15 protein-coding genes and 1 pseudogene are annotated in these 19,679 nt (G+C 47.2%); 13 read left to right on the forward strand and 3 right to left on the reverse strand.

Annotation, left to right across the window (positions count from 1 at the left end; translation table 11 throughout):
* Positions 1-16 precede the first annotated feature (16 nt).
* Positions 17-1,018, forward strand: coding sequence for a radical SAM/SPASM domain-containing protein (locus MKY16_RS03510; RefSeq protein ID WP_340954131.1), 1,002 nt, complete (start codon positions 17-19; stop codon positions 1,016-1,018).
* 18 nt (positions 1,019-1,036) lie between these two features.
* On the forward strand, positions 1,037-2,026 hold the full coding sequence (gene ahbB / locus MKY16_RS03515; RefSeq protein WP_340954134.1) for a siroheme decarboxylase subunit beta: 990 nt from the start codon (positions 1,037-1,039) through the stop codon (positions 2,024-2,026).
* 148 nt (positions 2,027-2,174) lie between these two features.
* Here ahbB and MKY16_RS03520 read toward each other — a convergent pair.
* Positions 2,175-2,378, reverse strand: a pseudogene (locus MKY16_RS03520) (MFS transporter); the annotation flags it as partial.
* A 366-nt stretch (positions 2,379-2,744) separates the two neighbouring features.
* On the opposite strand from MKY16_RS03520, the gene MKY16_RS03525 reads away from it, so the two are divergent.
* From MKY16_RS03525 to MKY16_RS03535, 3 genes are all read left to right on the forward strand, one after another.
* Complete coding sequence (locus MKY16_RS03525) at positions 2,745-3,116, forward strand: MmcQ/YjbR family DNA-binding protein (protein WP_029515857.1); 372 nt, start codon at positions 2,745-2,747, stop codon at positions 3,114-3,116.
* Positions 3,117-3,245: 129 nt separating this feature from the next.
* Positions 3,246-3,872: a nitroreductase family protein gene (locus MKY16_RS03530; RefSeq protein ID WP_029515856.1), complete on the forward strand. Its 627-nt coding sequence runs from the start codon at positions 3,246-3,248 to the stop codon at positions 3,870-3,872.
* A gap of 55 nt (positions 3,873-3,927) precedes the next feature.
* Complete coding sequence (locus MKY16_RS03535; protein WP_340954137.1) at positions 3,928-4,878, forward strand: ring-cleaving dioxygenase; 951 nt, start codon at positions 3,928-3,930, stop codon at positions 4,876-4,878.
* Between the two features lie 93 nt (positions 4,879-4,971).
* On the opposite strand, the gene MKY16_RS03540 is transcribed toward MKY16_RS03535, so the two are convergent.
* Positions 4,972-8,337: a DEAD/DEAH box helicase gene (locus MKY16_RS03540; RefSeq protein ID WP_069010944.1), complete on the reverse strand. Its 3,366-nt coding sequence runs from the start codon at positions 8,335-8,337 to the stop codon at positions 4,972-4,974.
* Positions 8,338-8,694: 357 nt separating this feature from the next.
* Between MKY16_RS03540 and MKY16_RS03545 the strand changes: the two genes are divergently transcribed.
* The 4 genes from MKY16_RS03545 (at position 8,695) to MKY16_RS03560 (ending at position 11,791) form a co-directional block, all read left to right on the forward strand.
* Positions 8,695-8,994, forward strand: coding sequence for a hypothetical protein (locus MKY16_RS03545; RefSeq protein WP_029515853.1), 300 nt, complete (start codon positions 8,695-8,697; stop codon positions 8,992-8,994).
* Positions 8,995-9,014: 20 nt separating this feature from the next.
* On the forward strand, positions 9,015-10,292 hold the full coding sequence (locus MKY16_RS03550) for a lipase family protein (protein ID WP_069010945.1): 1,278 nt from the start codon (positions 9,015-9,017) through the stop codon (positions 10,290-10,292).
* A 62-nt stretch (positions 10,293-10,354) separates the two neighbouring features.
* Positions 10,355-10,627, forward strand: coding sequence for a hypothetical protein (locus MKY16_RS03555; RefSeq protein WP_029515851.1), 273 nt, complete (start codon positions 10,355-10,357; stop codon positions 10,625-10,627).
* Positions 10,628-10,702: 75 nt separating this feature from the next.
* Positions 10,703-11,791 carry a site-2 protease family protein gene (locus MKY16_RS03560; protein WP_029515850.1) on the forward strand — a complete coding sequence of 363 codons (1,089 nt, stop codon included), beginning with the start codon at positions 10,703-10,705 and terminating at the stop codon, positions 11,789-11,791.
* Between the two features lie 153 nt (positions 11,792-11,944).
* Here the strand turns inward: MKY16_RS03560 and MKY16_RS03565 are convergent, their stop codons facing one another.
* A complete protein-coding gene (locus MKY16_RS03565) occupies positions 11,945-12,865 on the reverse strand; it encodes an AraC family transcriptional regulator (RefSeq protein WP_029515849.1) in 921 nt (306 codons plus the stop codon).
* Positions 12,866-13,160: 295 nt separating this feature from the next.
* Between MKY16_RS03565 and MKY16_RS03570 the strand changes: the two genes are divergently transcribed.
* From MKY16_RS03570 to MKY16_RS03585, 4 genes are all read left to right on the forward strand, one after another.
* Positions 13,161-15,167, forward strand: a complete 2,007-nt coding sequence (locus tag MKY16_RS03570; protein ID WP_029515848.1) for a beta-galactosidase — start codon at positions 13,161-13,163, stop codon at positions 15,165-15,167.
* A 132-nt stretch (positions 15,168-15,299) separates the two neighbouring features.
* Positions 15,300-17,099 (forward strand): sensor histidine kinase, encoded by a 1,800-nt coding sequence (locus MKY16_RS03575; RefSeq protein WP_340931293.1) that lies wholly within the window; start codon positions 15,300-15,302, stop codon positions 17,097-17,099.
* A complete protein-coding gene (locus tag MKY16_RS03580) occupies positions 17,096-18,163 on the forward strand; it encodes a response regulator transcription factor (protein WP_029515846.1) in 1,068 nt (355 codons plus the stop codon). Before MKY16_RS03575 ends, MKY16_RS03580 begins: the two co-directional genes overlap by 4 nt.
* Positions 18,164-18,382: 219 nt before the next feature.
* Positions 18,383-19,663 carry an ABC transporter substrate-binding protein gene (locus MKY16_RS03585; protein ID WP_069010949.1) on the forward strand — a complete coding sequence of 427 codons (1,281 nt, stop codon included), beginning with the start codon at positions 18,383-18,385 and terminating at the stop codon, positions 19,661-19,663.
* The last annotated feature ends 16 nt before the right edge of the window (positions 19,664-19,679 follow it).

The raw sequence follows: 19,679 nt of genomic DNA on the forward strand, positions 1-19,679 counted from the left end.
GGAAGGCTGAATACGCATGCTCGTTTCCTGGAATGTGACCAAGAAATGCAATTTATACTGCGAACACTGCTATCGCGACTCGGGGCCGACATCGTCTGTAGAAGACCAGCTAACCACGAAGGAAGGCATCCGGCTCATTGATCAGATCAAGCAGGCTGGATTCAAGCTTCTCATATTCAGCGGCGGCGAGCCCTTGATCCGTGAAGATCTCTGCGAATTGATCGCGTATGCCTCGTCTATCGGCCTTCGTCCCGCACTTGGCAGCAACGGCACGCTTCTGACCGCTGCCAAAGCTGCGGAGCTGAAAAAAGCAGGGCTGGGGGGCATTGCGATCAGCATAGACAGCGCCACGCCTGAGTATCACAACCGGTTCAGGAATGCGCCAGAAGGCTGGCAGCAAGCATTGGAGGGCATTCGTTATGCCCGGGAAGCCGGGCTGAGAGTGCAGATTAACATGACGCTGACCGAGGGAAATATGGATGACTTCGTGCAGGTTGCCCAGCTTGCCGAGGAGCTTCATGTGTCCTCTCTGCACCCGTTCTTTCTCGTCCCGACCGGACGGGCCGTCCATATCGAAGAAGACGGGCTGAAGCGGGAACGGTATTACTCGGTTCTGCGCAGTGTTCTGTCCAAACAGAAGTCAACATCCCTTGAAATCAAACCGACATGCGCTCCCCAGTTCATGCCGCTTGCCAAGAGCATGGGGCTGGAAATGCGGTACACGCGCGGTTGTCTGGCCGGGGTCTCCTATTGTTCTGTGCTGCCGAATGGCGAGGTGCATATTTGTCCGTACCTGCCGGTCAAGGTGGGGAATGTTCGCGAGCAGCCTTTTGATGAAATATGGCGGGATAATCCGGTGTTTCGGGATTTAAGGGACTTCAAGAAATATGAAGGAGAATGCGGCTCCTGCCCCGATGTGGGCATTTGTGGCGGCTGCCGGGCGAGATCGTACTATTACAGCGGCGGCAACTTCATGGCCGAAGAGCCGTGGTGTTACAAAAGATCGGCGGCGCTGTAAGCTGGGGAGGTGGGAATAGTGGACCTGGATTCGAACGACCGGAAGCTGCTGAATCGGCTGCAAATCGGGCTTCCTCTGGTCAGACGCCCTTGGAATGCCATTGCGGAGGAACTGGAATTACGCCAGGAAGATGTGCTTCAAAGGCTTGAAAGGCTGAAGAAAGAGGGATTCATCCGGCGGATCGGCGGGGTGTTTAATCCGGCGGGACTGGGATTTAGAGGCTGTTTGTATGCGATGGCAGTCAGGGAGGAGCTTTTTTACCAGACCGCTGCTGTCATCAACAGGTATAGAGGCGTAACCCATAACTACCGCCGGCGCAGCAGGCTCAATATGTGGTTCACGCTGACTTCCCGGACCGAGGAAGAACGGGGGGCTATTCTTGAAACGATCCGTGAAGCGGCGGGAGGGCCGCTGCTATATGAGTTTCCCTCCGAGCAATTATTCAAACTAAAGGTCTTTCTGAATATGGAAGAAACGGCTGATGCATCAGCCATTACACCCAGCCCGAACTTGAATGGAGTCGCAACCTCCAAACAGGAACCATGCAAAATAGAAATAACGGATGTGCAGCTGATCCGCGAACTGCAGGGAGATCTTCCGTTGTCAACTGAACCGTATACCGAGATTGCCAATAAGACAGGTTGCAGCTTGGAAGAGGTGTTTCTGCGCTTGCAGGCACTGCAGGCAGGAGGAGCACTCAAACGAATCGGAGCCGTTCTAAAGCATAGGGAAGCGGGATTTTCAGCAAATGGCCTGTTCATCTGCGTACTTCCTGAGGAGCATATACCTGAGGCAGGAAAAAGGCTGGCCGATTATTCGGAAGTCAGCCACTGCTACAAGCGCCGGACGCACCCCGATTGGCCGTATAATTTATACGCCATGATTCATGGACCCGATGAAGCGTCTGTTCGGAAAGTTGCGGAGCAATTTGTTCGGCGGGAAGACATCAAGGATTACGATATTCTGTTCAGCACGGAAGAATTGAAGAAAACGAGCTTTTCGATCTAAAGCGCTTCTTATATTCACACGGATGCCGTCTCTTCAAGGACAGCGTCCGTTTTTCGTGTTGGCAGGTTAACGCTCTTTGACTATATTGAGTTTAATTCGTAATGCTTACAATTTTACATAGATCGGAAGTATCGAGCGTGCAGTCTGAAAGCATCGGCAAAGGCCCCGCTAATCTTAATGAACTGACCCCTAGATCCTGTGCAATTTGTGGCAGTAATCCAGCAGGCAGGCTTTCTGTAAGAATGCAGATGAATCCCGCCATGGCTAAAGCCAGCAACCCGACCCACGGGAGACGTTTGGAAGACGACACATTTGCACCGCCTTTTCTTATAAGAGCAGTGTTTGAGTTCACGAAAAAAATCTCCTTTATTTATTTTTTGCCGCTTAAAAAAGCTTTCGCTTCCGTATAAGCTTATATAAATAAAACACTTTTTTACATGGATGATTAAAGGGGGATGAAGTGAATTAAGAGGAAAATAGGCGCTACCTTATTGCGCCTAACAGTAGTCATTATTATTTTTCGCGAACCAGCTATCCTGTCCCATATAGAGCCAATCCGAACAGTGTGTGCGACGGTATCCGTAGTGGTTCACCTTTAGCACAGTTCCCCTAAATGTAGCACGGACTTAGTGTATATGTAGCGTATGAAGGTGATATAATAGGGCGCAAATAGGTAGGTTCGTAGAACAAATAACTCGGAACAGAGGAGAGAAGGCTGGTGTTTGAGCAAATTGTAGCATATGGTTTGAGCCAAAAAGAGGCCGTTAAGGATTACCCGTTTGGTGCTGATCCCCTGGTACTCAAAGTAGGGGGCAAGATGTTTGCTCTCCTGACTGAAAAGGATGGTATTAGCCATGTATCCTTGAAATGTGATCCAGTCATTGCGGTAAATTTGCGTGAACAAAACAAGGCGATTAAGCCAGGCTATCATTTAAATAAAAAGCATTGGAATACGATTGAGGTTGATGCTACCTTCCCACTGGAGGATTTGTACAGCATGATCGACCATTCGTATGAGCTGGTCTTCAAGAGCTTAACCAAAGCGCAACGTGAAGCGATTACGATGAGAATACGGGCAACGGATCTGTAAAGGGCTGAGTGAAGCCCTTTTTTTGTATCCAAAAATACTTATAGTTTTACTTGACAGAAATCACAAATAGATATATTCTTAATTTAAAGATAATTCATTTGAAAATAATATCAAGGAGTGGAACTTAACATGAGCGAACTGGTGAATATTATTCAAGAGAGAAGATCAGCTTCTAAATTTATTCCTGATGTTACTATAGATGCAAAAGAACTAGAAGAAATATTTCAGTTGGTGAAGTTTGCTCCATCGGCTTTTAATTTACAGCATGCGCGTTATATCGTAGTGCAGGATGCGGATACCAAACAAAGACTGCATGATGAGGCAAGTAAGCAGTATAAAATATTAACGGCTTCGGCGACCATTGTAGTGTTGGGGGATACAGAAGCTTATACCAAGGTAGCTGACCTCAACGAAGGATTCCTGAATTTAGGTGTCCTGAGCAAGCAGGAATATGATAGTACAGTGGAATCGGTAACTCAGTTTTATCGCGAGCGGGGACCTGTCTTCCAGAGAGAAGAAGCGATCCGTAATGCCAGCCTGTCGGCTATGCAATTTATGCTGATTGCCAAGGACAAAGGCTGGGATACATGCCCGATGATCGGTTTTGATCCGGCGAAGGTGCAGGAAGTACTGAATATTCCAGAGCAATTTGTACCGGTGATGATGATTACCTTGGGTAAAGAGGACGAATCGGGTCAGCGGGCACGGGGATACCGCAAGCCGGTTGGACAATTTGTCAGCTACAATGGATTTTGAAATTTGTAAATCATTTGTGTAAATAAATCAACATGTTAATGAAGGAGTGATAAAGATGTCATTGAAAACCGCTGGAATTCACCATATCACGTCCTTTGCAGGCGACCCGCAGGGCAACGTTGATTTTTACGCAGGCGTACTTGGTCTGCGATTGATTAAAAAGACGATCAACTTTGATGCTCCAGAAGTATACCATTTGTACTTTGGTAATGAAGAGGGCAGCCCGGGAACAATCATTACTTTTTTTCCAGCTCCGGGTACACGCAAGGGTAAGATTGGAGGCGGACAGGTTGGGATTACGACGTATGTCGTGCCATCCGGTGCTTTGGAATACTGGGAAAACCGTCTGCACAGCTTGAAGGTATCTTTCACGAAGGATAATCGTTTTGGCGAGTCATTCATCCAGTTCCGAGACAACGAGGGCTTACATCTGGAGTTGGTGGAGCGGGAAGGTGGCCCGTTGAACACGTGGACAGCCGGGGGTGTGCCTACGGATAAAGCGATCAAGGGCTTTGGCGGGGCGGTACTGTACAGTGCGGATTCCAAACATACGCAAGGGGTGTTGGAGAACGTCCTGGGGATGACTCTCATCGGAGAAGACGCAAATGCAGGCTACATCCGCTATCAGACGACAGGTGATCTGGGCAACCTGATCGATATTCCGGTCAAAGATGTCCCGTGGGGGAATGGCGGTGCCGGTACGGTTCACCATATTGCCTGGCGCGCGCAGGATGATACGGAGCATCAAGCGTGGAACGAATGGGTTCACCAGCAGGGTTTTGGGACTAGTGGCATTGTAGATCGCCAATACTTCAATGCCGTATACTTCCGCGAGCAAGGCGGTATTCTATTCGAGATCGCAACCGATCCGCCCGGATTTACGGTGGATGAGGAATTGAATGAGTTGGGGCACAAGCTGATGCTGCCTGAATGGTATGAGCCTCAGCGCACCCAGATTGAGTCTAACCTGGTTCCCATTGAACCTAGAGTATTAAAACAGGATTAATCTGCTCGATCCAAACAATCATATTAGAAGCAAAAAGGTCCAATACGGGAAGATTTCTACCGTGATTGGACCTTTTTGTGCATGTGGAATTAGCTAGATCATGAGCAGTTCGCGAATCTCCAGCTCGGTCAGTGCCGAAAGGGTTTCTTGCCCCGGCTGAATGACCTGGTCGATCATGTTTTTCTTTTTTTGTTGCAGTTCATACATTTTATCCTCTACTGTGCCTTGGGCGACGAGACGAATAACCTGCACGACTTTTTTCTGGCCCATTCGGTGTGCACGGTTGGTAGCCTGCTCCTCTACAGCGGGATTCCACCATAGATCATACAGTATGACTGTATCTGCGCCGGTGAGGTTCAGGCCAGTACCTCCTGCCTTTAGGGAAATCAGGAACAGCTCGCGTTCTCCTTCGTTGAAGCGATCGCACAGTTCGACTCGTTCCAGAGCGGGAGTCTGCCCATCCAGGTAAAAGTAGGACACTCCTTCTCGAGCAAGCTCGCGTCCGATCATTTGAAGCATCGTGGTGAACTGTGAAAAAATGAGCATCCGTTTCCCGGAGCTGAGACATTCCGTAATGATCTCCAACAGCTGTTCAAATTTGGCGGAGCTTCCCGTATATCCTTCGATGAACAAGCCAGGATGACAGCAGAGCTGACGAAGCCGGGTTAGACCTGCGAGAATTTTGATCCGATTTTTCTGAAATCCTTCCTCGTTGAGATGCTTTAACGTTTCATGCTGGAGCTTGGCCAGATAGGCCGTATACAGCTTTTTCTGATCTGGCAGAAGCCGGGATACCTGCACGGATTCGATTTTTTCCGGCAGCTCCTTGAGGACATCACTCTTGAGACGGCGCAGCAAAAAAGGACGAACCCGCTTGGCAATCACATTTCGAGGCAGGTTGTGAAACGCTCTTTTCCCGCCGGGAAATAACGCAGGAAATACAACGTCAAAGATGGACCACAGCTCTTCCAACGTATTTTCTACTGGCGTTCCTGTCAGGGCAAAACGGTAACGAGCTTTTACATCCTTAACAGCCTGTGCCGTCTGGGTGGCATGATTTTTGAAAGCCTGTGCCTCGTCCAGAATGAGCGTATGAAACGATGGCTTGCTGTACACATCTGCATCGCGTCGTAGCAGCGGGTAGGACGTAATGACGACGTCATAACTGGCGGCATCCCGTATGATCCGGCCGCGTTCTTCCGGGCTGCCATCTGCGATAGTAACGCGGATATGTGGAGCAAACTTCTCCAGCTCATTCCGCCAGTTGTACACCAGTGATGCAGGGGACACGATCATGGCTGGAAGCTGCTGGTTGCGGATTTCCGGCAATACTGAGACAAGGAAGGCGATACTTTGCAGCGTTTTACCCAGCCCCATATCATCTGCCAAAATGCCCCCAAAACGGTAATGCGCCAATGTCTTAAGCCATTGAAAGCCGTAAACCTGATAATCTCTTAAGATTGGGGCAAGCATGTCTGGAACTGGAAAGTCGAGATGGTCTGGGTTGCGTATATTTTCCAGTAGCTGGCGAAAGGTTTTACCCAAAGTCAGGTTTTTCCCATGATCGTGAGGATCAATTAAGTACAGTCCTTGCGTGACGGGAACACGAATTTGGGCTGCATCCAGATCACTTTTGCGGATACCTGTTTCATTCATGAACCGAATCAATTCCTTGTATTCCTCTGTTTCCAGCGGCAGCAAGGCACCATTCGGCAGACGGTGATATTTCTGTTTTTCCTCTAACGATTTGAGCAGTTTGCGAATTTCCGGTTCCGGTATGCCCTCCATATCAAATTTAAATTCAAGCCAATCTGTACGTTCATCCCACTCCGCGCGTATCCTTGGGGTAGGCAGAGTATTGTTTATTTTTGCTTTGACTGCACCTGTAGCATAGACGTCCAGCAGCTTTTCCAGTTGCGGAACCGTATGGTACAAAAAATCATACTCTGCATCTTCATCTTCCATAAAATATCCGCTGTCTGTTCTGGCAAAGGAGCTATGCTCCATCAGCTCCAAAATCCGTTGCTCCTGTTCTCCATCACGTATCAGAATTCGGTCGTTACCAGGCGTTCGTGCATCTGTTTCCAGCGGGTTGATGATGATATCCCCATATTGGAACTCCAGCCCTGCCAGCAGCTTGTCTCTTACTCGGTCCAGATACAGCTTGGCCTTCAATGGCTGCTGTGTGACCCGATCTGAGACGGAACGTGTTATATGAACACGTCCGAGCTTCATTAACCCGGGTACAACCTTGTCCATAAAAGATTCCATCTGCTCTGGCGCGATCTGAACTTTTCGCCTGTGATGTACTTCTACCATCCGTTTTAGCTCGGACAAACGCCGTAAGGGGTCGGCTTTCTGTTTGACAAGCTTGCCATCGGCAATGACGACACCATAGTCTTCCATGATGGTCAAGTCATCCAATCCTTGTATGCTTAGCTGGTAGCCTTCGGTTTCGGCCTCAGCCTCATCAAATTCAAATTGCAGCGGAAGCATCAGGTCGGACTGGGGAATACCCTCGTTCATGTTTCCGTGAATTTCAAAGTAGACGCCCTGTGCTGCTGTCAGCAAGGGGAGCAGCTTTTCCCAAGCCGCAGGCGGGATGAGGAGCATTCGCTCGCCGCTCATATGACTACTGGAAGATGAATACGTGCCTGAGGTTTCCCGAATCATACGCTCATGGTGGCACACCTGGGATAATTGCTGGAGAATAGCGTCATGTTCAGGTCGGAAGCGGTACAGCTCAGGCTCGTATGAGAAGCTTTTCGTGAACATGTAGCTATCCCCACGGTCGATACTCTGCAGAAACGGACGGATTTTCTGGACGATATATAATCGTTTGGGACCGGCCTTCATTTCCACACCAAACATATATTTTTGGTAACCGTAGGCAAAAGGTCGGATCACGAACTGAAAATCCAAGACCGCGCGAGTATCCAGTAGGGTTGGTGTGCTGCGAAGCGGTCGCTTGCGGCCAAATAGCTTTAACATGCTGTCGGTCAGCTGGAGATCGCCTTGTGTGATGTCAGAGGATCGTGCTGTTCTAGCAGTGTGATCATATGAAGCATCTGTAGATGTGTACATCCCGTCTGAATCCATGCTTCCTGCTGTATCTGGGGCAGTACCGGGATGAAGTCTGGAGGCATAGGAGCGCACAGACAGACTCTTTCCACGGCGTATATCATGGGCGTTAAGGAGAACAGCTGCGATATGTTTACAATATCGACCGGTGTTCTGAAATGTGCTACAGGTGCATTCTGCTCGGATACTTCCATTGGATCGGATCATCGCCGCAACAGCATAAAAGCTGCTTCCTTTGACCGTAGCTTCGTATACCCCTTCATCATGATCTATTTGTGTAAAGGCCACTCTTTTGGCCCGGTAATAGGCATCCCCGTCGTCATAAGCGGCTTGACTGCATAGTTGTCTGATGGCTCGTCGGGTAAGTTCAAAACTCATGGTTCGTAATCCTTTCCTGGGTTATTCCGTTTTCTTACATGATAACAGAACAGACAGGAGGATGGACATGTGGGGAATGTAATTGAAAAATATGGATGATATTATACGAGAAATAAAACTTATCAGCTAAGAACGGAAGGTTTCCACACCGATTTGATACCGTAGACTTAACCCTATCCCATGTCTTATGGCGTATTGATTGTCTTTGGAAAGAAAAGGTACAATTTATAAAAGGGATTTTGTGGATATAAAATGGATGTTACGCATATGAAAGGGATGATTAGGATCAGTCACCGATATCTAAAAGGAATGATGGTGTTGATAGCCCTTATTTTAATACTGGGAGGATGCCACAAGGTGAATAAAGACGAAGATGCTGAACTGATCAGTAAGGCGAAAGCTACGGCTGTTCAATATTTGAAGGAAAAATACGAACTAGACGTTGAAATCACATATGCAAAAAAATTTCCTCCTTATGTAACAAACAAGGTAGATATAAGTGGCAATGTAATAGGTCATGCAGAAGAGGATTTTACGATTTCTGTAAACTATGAAAATCAGGAAACTTCGAATTTTGCTATAAGTCCCGAGCTAAAAAAGGTGCTTATTGAAAATGGGACTTATCCAGGCTTTCAAGATAAAAAGAAAAATCACTAGATCAGAGGAGTGTAAATAGTATGAGTTCACTTCAAGTAAGTGACGAAACTTATAAAATAATGTCTGAAATGGCCTATAAAAAAATGAAAAAAGGTGCTGAACCATCAGAAGAACTCCCCGGCTGGAAAGTGTTAGACACGCTCGATCGCGAGGATTCGGGACTTGCCGCTGTCACATTTTACAACGAAGAAACGGAACAGGCCGTTATCGCCTATCGTGGGACGGAAACGGATGATCCACAGGATCTGTATAACGATGTGACTCTTGCACTTCCTGAAATTAACCGCAAAATTCACGGTAGCTTGAATATTCATTCAGATGAATATAATGAAAAAATGAAAAAAATGGACGACGCTTTAGGGTTCACGGCGTTTAACAACTGGATGGGAGAGAAAGAAAAAAGCGTAGATAAGGCTTTGTTCGGCAGCTCGAACCAGTTCTATCAGGCAGAGGACTATGCGAAGGATATACAAAACAAGTACAAAAACTACAACTTCTCGCTAACTGGACATTCGCTGGGAGGAGGGAATGCACAATATGTAGCTGCTTATACAGGGTTAAATGCGGTTACATTCTGTGCGCCTTCGGTCATTTCCAGTCTGACACCGGAGTACAGAGAGAAAGCAGAAAATGGTGAGTTTGACCATCAAATTACGAATTTTCTGCATCCCAGTGATATGATAGCTAGCTTTATTGGGGGAGGGTACGATCTTCACGTAGGAGCTTCCTACCATATTGACAATAATTATCAAACAGCTAATGAAGGCTTAGGACTAAAAGAGAGAGTGGACAACACGTTGGGTGGGCCTTCCTATCACTCACTCAATCATTATAAGTTTGATAAGAATGGCTATGTATCCAACCCGCTATATGATCCTGTAACAGGCGAACGAATCGCGGAATCTCCGCGTATTCCATCTGACTTTAACCTAATGGAAACGGTGGACGGCTGGATACATCAATTAGGACAGACCTTAACTCAATTCCAAAAGGCAGCGCTGGTAACGGCGGCAACATCTGCTTCAGCAGGTACGATTCAAGTCATGCCGGAGCATCTACTCGCTGTAGCTGAAAAATGGAAGGCGAATGCACAACAATGTGATGCAGATTTCCAACGTGTCAGAGCCAGGCTTTCACGCTATTTGCACAGTAGTCAGAGTCGGCGGTTGCAGCCGATTGTAACACAGCTTGACTCCTCCATGATGGAATTTAGTCAGTGGCATTTACGGACGACTAATGAATTTCTTTACAATCTCGAGTACAAAATAGAGCAGTTTATCCAGGCAGATATTAGCTAATAACGCTAATAACAAGGTACTAACGATATAGAAAAATGAATACATAGGAGGTGGCCAGTAATTTGAACGGACAATTACGGGTCGAACTGGAAGAGCTATTGCTTGCCGAAAAGGAGCTGACCTGGCTACTCGCCAAACTTCGCACAGATGAACAAGCGGCACGTGTATTATATGGGCGTCTGCATGAATGGACTGGGCATTCGGCCAATGCTATCAGAGACCAAATTGAAGCTTTTTTTGTCGGGTTAACGAACAGAATTCATACTTTAGAGCAACAAAAGGCAGAGTTAATTCAGTATGTTGAATTGATGAAACGTACAGACGCTGTACAGTAATGAAGGTAGAGAAGTTTTTACAAGCTGCACATAGCAGGATACAATGGAAGTGTTAGAGAAAGGAGACGGATACTTTTGCAAAATGAAGAGAAAAAGACCGATTCCAAATCCGGCTCATCCAAATGGTACCTTGGTAGTGCAGCAGCATTGCTTCTTCTGAAAGGCAAGTCGTTACTTGCCCTTTTAAAATTCAGTAAATTTGGCGGTGCGCTGATATCTATGGCGATAACGATTAGCACATATGCGATCATTTACCCGTGGGGATTTGCGGTCGGCTTCGTGTTGCTGTTGTTTGTACATGAGCTGGGACATGTATTGGCCGCCAAGCGCAAGGGGCTTCCCGTATCAGCACCATTATTTATTCCTTTTCTCGGTGCGCTGATCACCATGAAACGTCAACCTTTGGATGCGCAGACAGAGGCTTATGTGGCCATGGGCGGCCCGTTACTGGGGACGATTGGGGCTATGGCAGTATACGCAGGAGCCTATGCAACAGACAGTCCCCTGTTGTATGCGCTCTCGTATGTCGGCTTTTTCCTGAACCTGATCAACCTGCTGCCGATTCATCCGCTCGACGGAGGACGGATTTCCACGGCAGTGACGCGTTGGCTGTGGCTGGTGGGTCTATTGGGTGGAATTGTAGTCGTAGTATATTTAAAATCCTTTTTATTTTTCTTGATATGGGCGTTCTTTGCCTACGATTTGTACAAAAAATATGTTAAACGCAATAAAGAAGAGGCTAAGGTCCAATCCTTTTTGCAAAAGCCACTGGTGAACGTACAGCATCTGTATGAACAAGGATATCCGCTGCCTGGACCGGAGCACACGCGCAGATTATCTTTTAATACCTACTCGGATTTAGAGGGGCAGCAATATGTGACGGTGTATATGGAAAGTCTGGATGTGGAGCAGACACTTCTGCTGCCACAGCAGTGTCTTGTCCAGGATGTATGGCTGAACGGTGTGGAACATATACCGACGCCGGATGCGTACCAGCTCAGATTGCTGTGTGGGATTGATTATATTCCGTTTGAAAATGATAAGTATTACGAAGTACCCGCATCATCGCGCTGGAAATTCGGCATCGGTTACTTGGCTTTGGCCGTATTCCTGATGGGGATGATGTATGTGGTGCACCAGCATATAGGGGATATTAGGCTGTGATCCGAATGATGAGAGCTTGGTGAAGATTTTAGATCATTAAGGCAACGGTACAGCTTGTAGAAAATAGAGACAAAAGAGCGCGACAGCCGCAATATTCGGTGTCACGCTCTTTTTTTGGGTTGAATAACACGGTGGAGCCTTTGCTATCCGTCCTTATATCTTAATCCTTTGTTCATTAGTAATCGGTTTTAACGTTTGGCGGTATTTAAGTGGGCTGGTGCCTGTCCAGCGCTTGAACTGTCTGCTGAAATGAGCCAGACTGGAGTATCCGAGCAGGGAAGCTACCTTGTTGAGTGGTAGATTGGGCTGCTGGATCAACACCTTAGCTTCATGCAACTTGGTTTCCGATAGATAGTGACGTGGTGAATAGCCGTATACCTTGCGGAACACTTCCTGGGCATAGCCAGGACTGATCCCGAGAGAAGCCGCCACATCTTCAAGTCGGAACGCTTGCTCGCCAGATTCATCTTCCCGATAAGGCTTAAACCTCGATTGAATAGCTTCCATGATGGCCTTGGCATATTGAACGGATGAAGGCGCAATTCTGGGCTCCAAACTGGTAGATATCATTTGCGAGAATATCCCGAATAGCTCAAATAAGGCAATCTGCATGCGAAAACGGTCTGCTGTCGTATATTCTCCGCTTTTCCGCACCATGCCAATCCAGCTATGGACAACCTTTTGCAGCTTGGCATTCGTTTCAGTACCCGCCGGAAAAAAGAGCTGATTGCTTTTAATCATTTCCTGACGGAATAATGGATCATCGACATTAAAATGAGAGCTAAAATAGTACATGCCGTTTGGGGAAACACACTGACTCACATGTTTAAAACCCGGCGGAATGATTAAAATATCACCTTCTCCAACCGAATATACGTTATTTTCCATAATCGTTTCCTGACGACCTTCTAAAATGAGTGCAATTTCAAAACCGATATGAGATTCCTCCGGCATGCACCAATCCGCTTGGACCCGGTGAATATGGGCGCCAAAAAATTTCACATTCCAGTCAATAATGGGCAGCCATTGGCAATCATGAAATAGAGATGGATCAACATCAGGATTTAATATCATCAGATCACCTTCGATTAGGGTAAATTTTACACCGCTTAGACAATCTCATTGTATCTAACATTTAACTATAATAAAAGAGCGCTTACAAATGCTATTGTATAAGCTTTTATATAAAAGAAAGTGCTTATATATAGACATTTTGAAAGTGATGCGGATTATGTTGACATATCTGTTTCAATTATCAGTACTCTATTTGTACTAGCCCGTATATGGAATGCACTTAGTGCTCCGATCTTCGGAGTGGCTGGAATCGAATTTTGCAAAATCCTGATGAACCTAATTGGAGGACGACTTGATGAAAAAGCTACTGTACGGTGTTGCCTATTATGATGAATATATGCCATATGACCGTTTGGACCAGGATATCCAAATGATGAAGGATGCGGGCATCAACGTGGTGCGGATTGCGGAATCCACCTGGAGTACGCATGAACCGCAAAATGGCGTGTTTGATTTTACTTCTGTGGATCGGGTGCTGGACGCCATGCATAAGGCGGGCATTGAAGCCATTGTGGGGACGCCCACCTATGCCGTACCCACGTGGCTGGTGAAGGAGCATCCTGATGTATTGGCGACAACGCCTCAAGGGCCGGGCAAATATGGTGCTCGCCAGATTATGGACATTACGAACCCGGTGTACCTGTTTCATGCCGAGCGAATCATACGCAAGCTGATCGGACGGGTGAGTCAGCATCCGGCGGTCATTGGCTTTCAGACGGATAATGAGACCAAGCATTACAACACGAGTGGGCCTAATGTGCAATTGCAATTTGTAAAGTATCTGCGAGAGCGGTTCGAATCGCTGGAGGAGCTAAACCGCAAATTTGGTCTGGACTATTGGAGTAATCGCATCAATAGCTGGGGGGACTTTCCTTCAGTGGTCGGAACGATTAATGGAAGTTTGGGCGCAGCCTTTTCCCAATTCCAGCGCAAGCTGGTGACGGACTTTCTGGCATGGCAGGTCGCGCTGGTGAAGGAATATAAGCGGGAGGACCAATTTATTACGCAAAACTTTGATTTTGAATGGAGAGGTCATTCCTTTGGTGTTCAGCCAGACGTGGATCACTTTGCGGCATCGCAAGCCTTTGATGTGACTGGGGTGGATATTTACCATCCATCACAGGATGACCTGACTGGTATTGAAATTTCCTTCGGTGGCGATGTGGCACGTTCGACGAAAAATAACAACTATCTAGTGCTAGAAACGGAAGCGCAGGCTTTTACCCACTGGGTTCCCTATCCGGGGCAATTGCGTCTGCAAGCGTTCAGCCATCTGGCTTCAGGGGCCAATATGGTGGCATACTGGCACTGGCATTCCATCCATAATTCCTTCGAAACCTACTGGAAGGGTCTGCTGAGCCATGATTTTGAGCCGAATCCAGTGTATGAGGAAGCACAGACCATAGGGAAGGATTTTGCAAGATTGTCTCCGCATTTGGTCAACTTGAAAAAAAAAAATAAAACGGCGATTCTGGTCAGCAACGAAGCATTGACGTCAATTGACTGGTTTAAATTTAATATGAGTAGTCCGTTGAATTACAATGACATCGTACGTCGTTTGTATGACGAGTTGTATAAACTGAATATCGGGACAGATATTGTTCATCCAGGTACAGAATCGTTTGACGACTATGATCTCTTGATCGTCCCGGTTCTCTATTCTGCCCCAGATGCACTACTGGAGAAGCTGAACCGATATGTGGAAAAAGGTGGTCATGTAGTATACACATTCCGAAGCGGATTTACCAACGAGCATGTGCAGGTGAGAACGTCCCGACAGCCGGGCGTGATTAGCGAAGCCTGCGGCATTCATTACAGCTTGTTCGTGGAGCCGAAGAAAGTGACGCTTAAGAATAATCCTTTTGGGGTGGCACCAGAGGACAATCAGGTAGATACGTGGATGGAGCTGATTACCCCGACGACCGCCGAAGTATTGGCCTATTACGATCACCCGCATTGGGGCAAATATGCAGCAATTACGCAAAACCGCTATGGTCAGGGAACAGCGACCTATATCGGCTGTATCGTCAGCCCGGCGGTCATCCGCGAACTATTCAGCTCTGTAGCCAAAAAGGCAGGAGTATGGGGACTGGATCAGGAAACGTCTTATCCGATCATTGTTAAATCCGGCACGAATGAGCTAGGACGGACAATCCGGTACTATTTTAACTATTCTGAACAAGCAGGCTCGGTGGTCTATCCGCATGGAGACGGCAAGGAGCTGATTGGGGAGCATGCGGTTACCCAAGGAGAAACGCTTCCATTAGAGCCTTGGGGTGTTATAATTATCGAAGAAGCGTAAATGATGAATAATGAGCTGAAACCAACTTACGAATAATATCATATAGGTTTTCCCCGGGAGTATCCGGTACATGAAGCGCCCCTGCGAATTGCGGGGCGTTTTCGCATATGGCTGAAAGAGGAGTGCATCGCTATGCCAACCCGAGCAGTTCGCTGGTTCCGGGCGCTGACGGCCCCGTATCGACGTAGCATTCAGCTCAAGCTGATCTTGACGATGGTTGTTTTGTCTGTGCTGCCGGTCATTGCTGTCACGGTGCTGGCTGCGGAGAAAAGCAGAGCTTCCATGGAAACGGAAGTGGTAGAGACGAACATGTCCAATATGAAATGGACGGGGATCTATATCAGCGATCAGCTAGATCGTCTGAATCATCTGATTTACAGCATTCAGATCAGTCCTGATCTGAGCGATTATTTGAATGAGCGCGAGCCTGACAATCTTTCAAGCCAATTTAATGCCCAGCGAAAAATGCTGAATACGATGGCGAATGTGTATTATTCGGCCGGAAGTCATGTGATCGGCATCCAGCTTTATTCGAAGCAATCGCAAACCTTGTTTACCTTCAATAGCATGCAAAATGAAATTACGACGGTGAGCGGTATTCCCCCACAGTATGCCGAGATGTGGCAAGCGAATAAGGATTATTTGATTCGCCCAAGCTCTACTGACCCGGAACGCTTTACTCTGACGCGCAGTATTCGGCGTTTTGAAGACCAAAAGCAGACGGGAGCTATTTCTTTGGATGTATTGTGGTCTCAATTCGATCAGACGCTGGGCCTGCTGGGACGAGGGGATCAGCATCAAGTGTTGATTACAGATGCAGATGGCAGGGTTATGTATCCAGCACAGGCTCTTCAGTCGCCTCCTCCTGCAGGAGTGCTGACAGCTCTGCGTGACGTTAAGCCGGGCCCCGGGATGATTCAAACTGCTGAACATTATGTGTTCTATAATGATCTGGATGTAGTTGGGCTGAAGCTGGTCAAAATCGTACCCACTTCCTCCATTAACCACAGCGCCTTTTCAACCATGCTGTATGGTATCATCGTCGGCGTGATTTCAATCCTGGTTTCCATCTGCATTGCCGTTTTCATCGCATGGCGGACTGCACGTCCGATTGTTCATTTGGCACGTTCCGTACAGGAGCTGGATATGATCAAAGGGCCGGTTGGACAGCCAAGTACACGTCCGGATGAGATAGGACTGCTGGAAAGAAGTCTGCATGGGATGGCAGGCCGAATCCGCGAGCATATCCAGACAGAATACAGTATCAATTTGCAAAAAAAGACGGCTGAATTGAAAGCGCTCCAGGCACAGATTCATCCACATTTTCTGCAAAATACACTGCAAATGATCGGGAGTATGGTATTTTCTCAAAAGCCGGAGGACACCTATGAAGTTATTCGGTCGCTGAGTGAGATGTTCCGTTACGTGGTACGGGAGCCTCAGGATTTGGCCTCTTTACGCGCAGAGCTCGACCATGTAGGGCATTATATGCGCATCCAACAACGTCGATTTCCCCAAAGATTAGTGTTTCAGGTGGAGACGGAAGAACAGGCGATGGATATTCGTCTGCCTAAGCTATCGCTTCAGCCATTGTTAGAAAACGCGTTTCAGCACGGTCTTGACCGTAAGGCAGGGGCATGGCTAATGGGAATTCGAGTGGAGATTATGAGAGAAGATGTGTGTATTACGGTTTGCGATAATGGAAACGGCATGACCCCGGACAAGCTGGAAAAAGTACGGGCAAAGCTGGAAAACGCGTCGGAGGAACCGATCTGGGCGCAGGGTAGTCATATCGGATTGAGCAATGTGTCTTCACGCATACGGATGAATTTTGGAGTGCACTACGGAGTGATGATAGATAGTGAGCAGGGTGTTGGTACACGTGTTACCATCCGCATTCCATTCATCTCAGCAGAGGAGGGAAAAGTATGATCAGAGTATTAATTGTGGACGATGAGCCGTGGAATCGCGATATTCTGAAGACATTTGGCACATGGGAAAAACTCGGAATGTTGGTAGTGGGTGAGGCTGAGGACGGAGACGAGGCGTTCAGACTAGTCGGGGAGTTAGCTCCCCATATTGTGATTACGGATATGCACATGCCAGGTGCGGACGGAGTGGAGCTGCTGCAAGCGCTAAATAACCATTGTCCTGATGTAAAAATCATTGTCGTGAGCGGATATGATGACTTTGCGTATGCCAAACATGCCATCCGTTACAAGGCCGTCGATTATTTGTTAAAGCCAGTCAATCCTGCCGAGCTGAATGCAGTGTTGCTCAAATGCAAAAACGATCTGGAGGTCAAGGCTGCTGAACAGCAGCAAGAAGCGACGGAGCTGGATTATGAGTTTTTTCACAAGCTGACCCGGTATAAGCAACTGCTGCGTCTTTATTTTAATGAGTTGAACTGTGACGGGGTGAACCTAACCTGCAGACAGGTTATGCAGGAGCTGGAGAGTTATGGAGCGCCGAGTCCACCTATGCTAGGCAGGCTAGTGCAGGAGCTTCTTTCCCTGCTGAAAGAGCTGGCAGCGGATAACGGGCTGGATACTTCTACGGCAAAGGCAGGATCTCTACTGTCGCAGGATGCCGTATCCTCTGTAGAACATGCGCTGGAATTCGTATCGTCGTGCTATGTTCAGGAACTGGATCAGCTCATTCGGCAGCGGAAATACAAAAACAAGCTGAATTTAGAAGAGGTACGGCGATATATTGACAGTCACTTTGCTGGGCCGATTACACTGGAGCAGTTGGCGAAAAACTTTTTTGTGAGCAAGGAGTATATGAGCAAGGTATTTAAGCAGGAGTATGGTCAAAATGTAACGGACTATATTGTAGCGCGAAGAATGGAAAAGGCGCGAGAATGGCTGGTCAATAAACAGGTTTCAATTAAAGCAGTTGCGGAGATGGCAGGATATGAGGATGTGTCTTATTTCTATCGGGTATTTAAAAAGCATTTTGGCATGGCACCCGGTGAAATGAGGAAGGAAGTTTAAAAAAGTCCAATCCAATAAGCTAAGGGTGTCCAATGGCAGAAGTGACCTCCCATTCTATAATGAAAGCGTATACAAAACAAGTTGTACAAAGGAATTTGGCCTTTATGAAGTTCGCACAGAGCTGAATAGAGGTTGAAGACCGGCGGCATAGCTGCTTTGAATAACAACTGATTTGTCGGTGGGTAGCAGTTATTTTCAAAATAGGGGAGGTCATTTTTTATGAAAATGTGGAAAGGTGTATTGAGCACAATGCTGGTTGGCACGTTATTGGCCGGGTGTGGAGCGAATTCTTCAGGCAGTGACAGCAGCGGTTCCGGTGGAGACGGCAAAACGGTGAATCTCAAAATGTTTATTGCTCAGCCCCGTTTGAAGGAGCACTACGATAAATACATTAATGCGTTCGTAGCGAAAGAGAAGAAAGATAAAAATATCGACGTTACTGTTCAACTGGAGATGCCGCCTGCGGACAACGCTGCACAAATTTTGAAGACAAGACTCGCATCCAACGATGCGCCGGACGTATTTGCATTGCACGCAGTGAATGAAATCCCTCCGTTTTATAAAGCGGGCTATTTGGAGGATTTGTCCGGTCAGCCTTTTGTTAACAAATTGATGGATAGTGTGAAGCCTTCGGTGACAACCAAAGACGGAAAGGTCGTAGCGGTTCCTTTGGAGACGATCTCATGGGGCTACTTGTACAATAAAAAGATATTTAAGGATTTGGATTTGCAGCCGCCGGGAACGTTAACCGAAATGAAGGCAGTGGTCGAGAAGCTGAAAGCGAATAATGTGAAACCGTTCCTGTTGTCCTACAAGGAATCCTGGATTCCACAGCTGTTCGTGCCGCTGACAGCGGGTGCGATGATGAACACACAGAATAAGGATTTTATCGACCGGATGAATCAGGATAAAGGCTCTTTTTCCGAAATGAAGAGCATGTTCGATATTATTGATCTGGTGAATAGCAACGGTACGGACAAGGCGCTGGAAATCGGTGGGGATGATGGATCGGCTGCGTTTGCCTCGGGTAAAGCGGCGATGTGGATTCAGGGACCGTGGTTTGCAGAAACGATTTTAAAATCGGATCCGAAGATGGATTTTGGGGTAGCTCCGCTGCCGATCAATGACGATCCGAATGCGACATTGATCAATTTGTCCACTTCGACTTCGCTGGCTGTATCCTCTACAAGCAAGAATAAGGAGGTTGCGCTCGATTTTGTTAACTATGTGCTGGATGACAAGGATTCCAGTGCGTTCTATGAAGCATTGAAATTTAACCCGATCTCCAAAGTGCATACGTTTAAAAGCTATCCTTGGGTTAATGACGCTACCGAATACGTAAAAGCAGGCAAGTCGTACCAAGATCCATCGATCCCGCAAGCGGTCAAGGACGAGGCAGGCAAATCGCTACAATCCTATTATGCGGGTCAGCTCTCGCAGGATGATGTCATTAAGGCGCTGGATAAGGCATGGAAATCGTATAACAAAGTGAACAAGTAACGGTAACCTACAGAAT

This window comes from Paenibacillus sp. FSL L8-0641, from assembly GCF_038006265.1.
GTDB lineage: Bacteria > Bacillota > Bacilli > Paenibacillales > Paenibacillaceae > Paenibacillus > Paenibacillus polymyxa_D.

What these genes read in the sequence shown, in the direction of transcription:
- MKY16_RS03575 (WP_340931293.1), top strand. Translation starts at nt 15,300, where the DNA reads ATGCCAACCCGAGCAGTTCGCTGGTTCCGGGCGCTGACGGCCCCGTAT.
- MKY16_RS03535 (WP_340954137.1), top strand. Translation starts at nt 3,928, where the DNA reads ATGTCATTGAAAACCGCTGGAATTCACCATATCACGTCCTTTGCAGGC.
- MKY16_RS03530 (WP_029515856.1), top strand. Translation starts at nt 3,246, where the DNA reads ATGAGCGAACTGGTGAATATTATTCAAGAGAGAAGATCAGCTTCTAAA.
- MKY16_RS03550 (WP_069010945.1), top strand. Translation starts at nt 9,015, where the DNA reads ATGAGTTCACTTCAAGTAAGTGACGAAACTTATAAAATAATGTCTGAA.
- MKY16_RS03565 (WP_029515849.1), bottom strand. Translation starts at nt 12,865, where the DNA reads ATGATATTAAATCCTGATGTTGATCCATCTCTATTTCATGATTGCCAA.
- MKY16_RS03540 (WP_069010944.1), bottom strand. Translation starts at nt 8,337, where the DNA reads ATGAGTTTTGAACTTACCCGACGAGCCATCAGACAACTATGCAGTCAA.
- MKY16_RS03570 (WP_029515848.1), top strand. Translation starts at nt 13,161, where the DNA reads ATGAAAAAGCTACTGTACGGTGTTGCCTATTATGATGAATATATGCCA.
- MKY16_RS03510 (WP_340954131.1), top strand. Translation starts at nt 17, where the DNA reads ATGCTCGTTTCCTGGAATGTGACCAAGAAATGCAATTTATACTGCGAA.
- MKY16_RS03580 (WP_029515846.1), top strand. Translation starts at nt 17,096, where the DNA reads ATGATCAGAGTATTAATTGTGGACGATGAGCCGTGGAATCGCGATATT.
- MKY16_RS03585 (WP_069010949.1), top strand. Translation starts at nt 18,383, where the DNA reads ATGAAAATGTGGAAAGGTGTATTGAGCACAATGCTGGTTGGCACGTTA.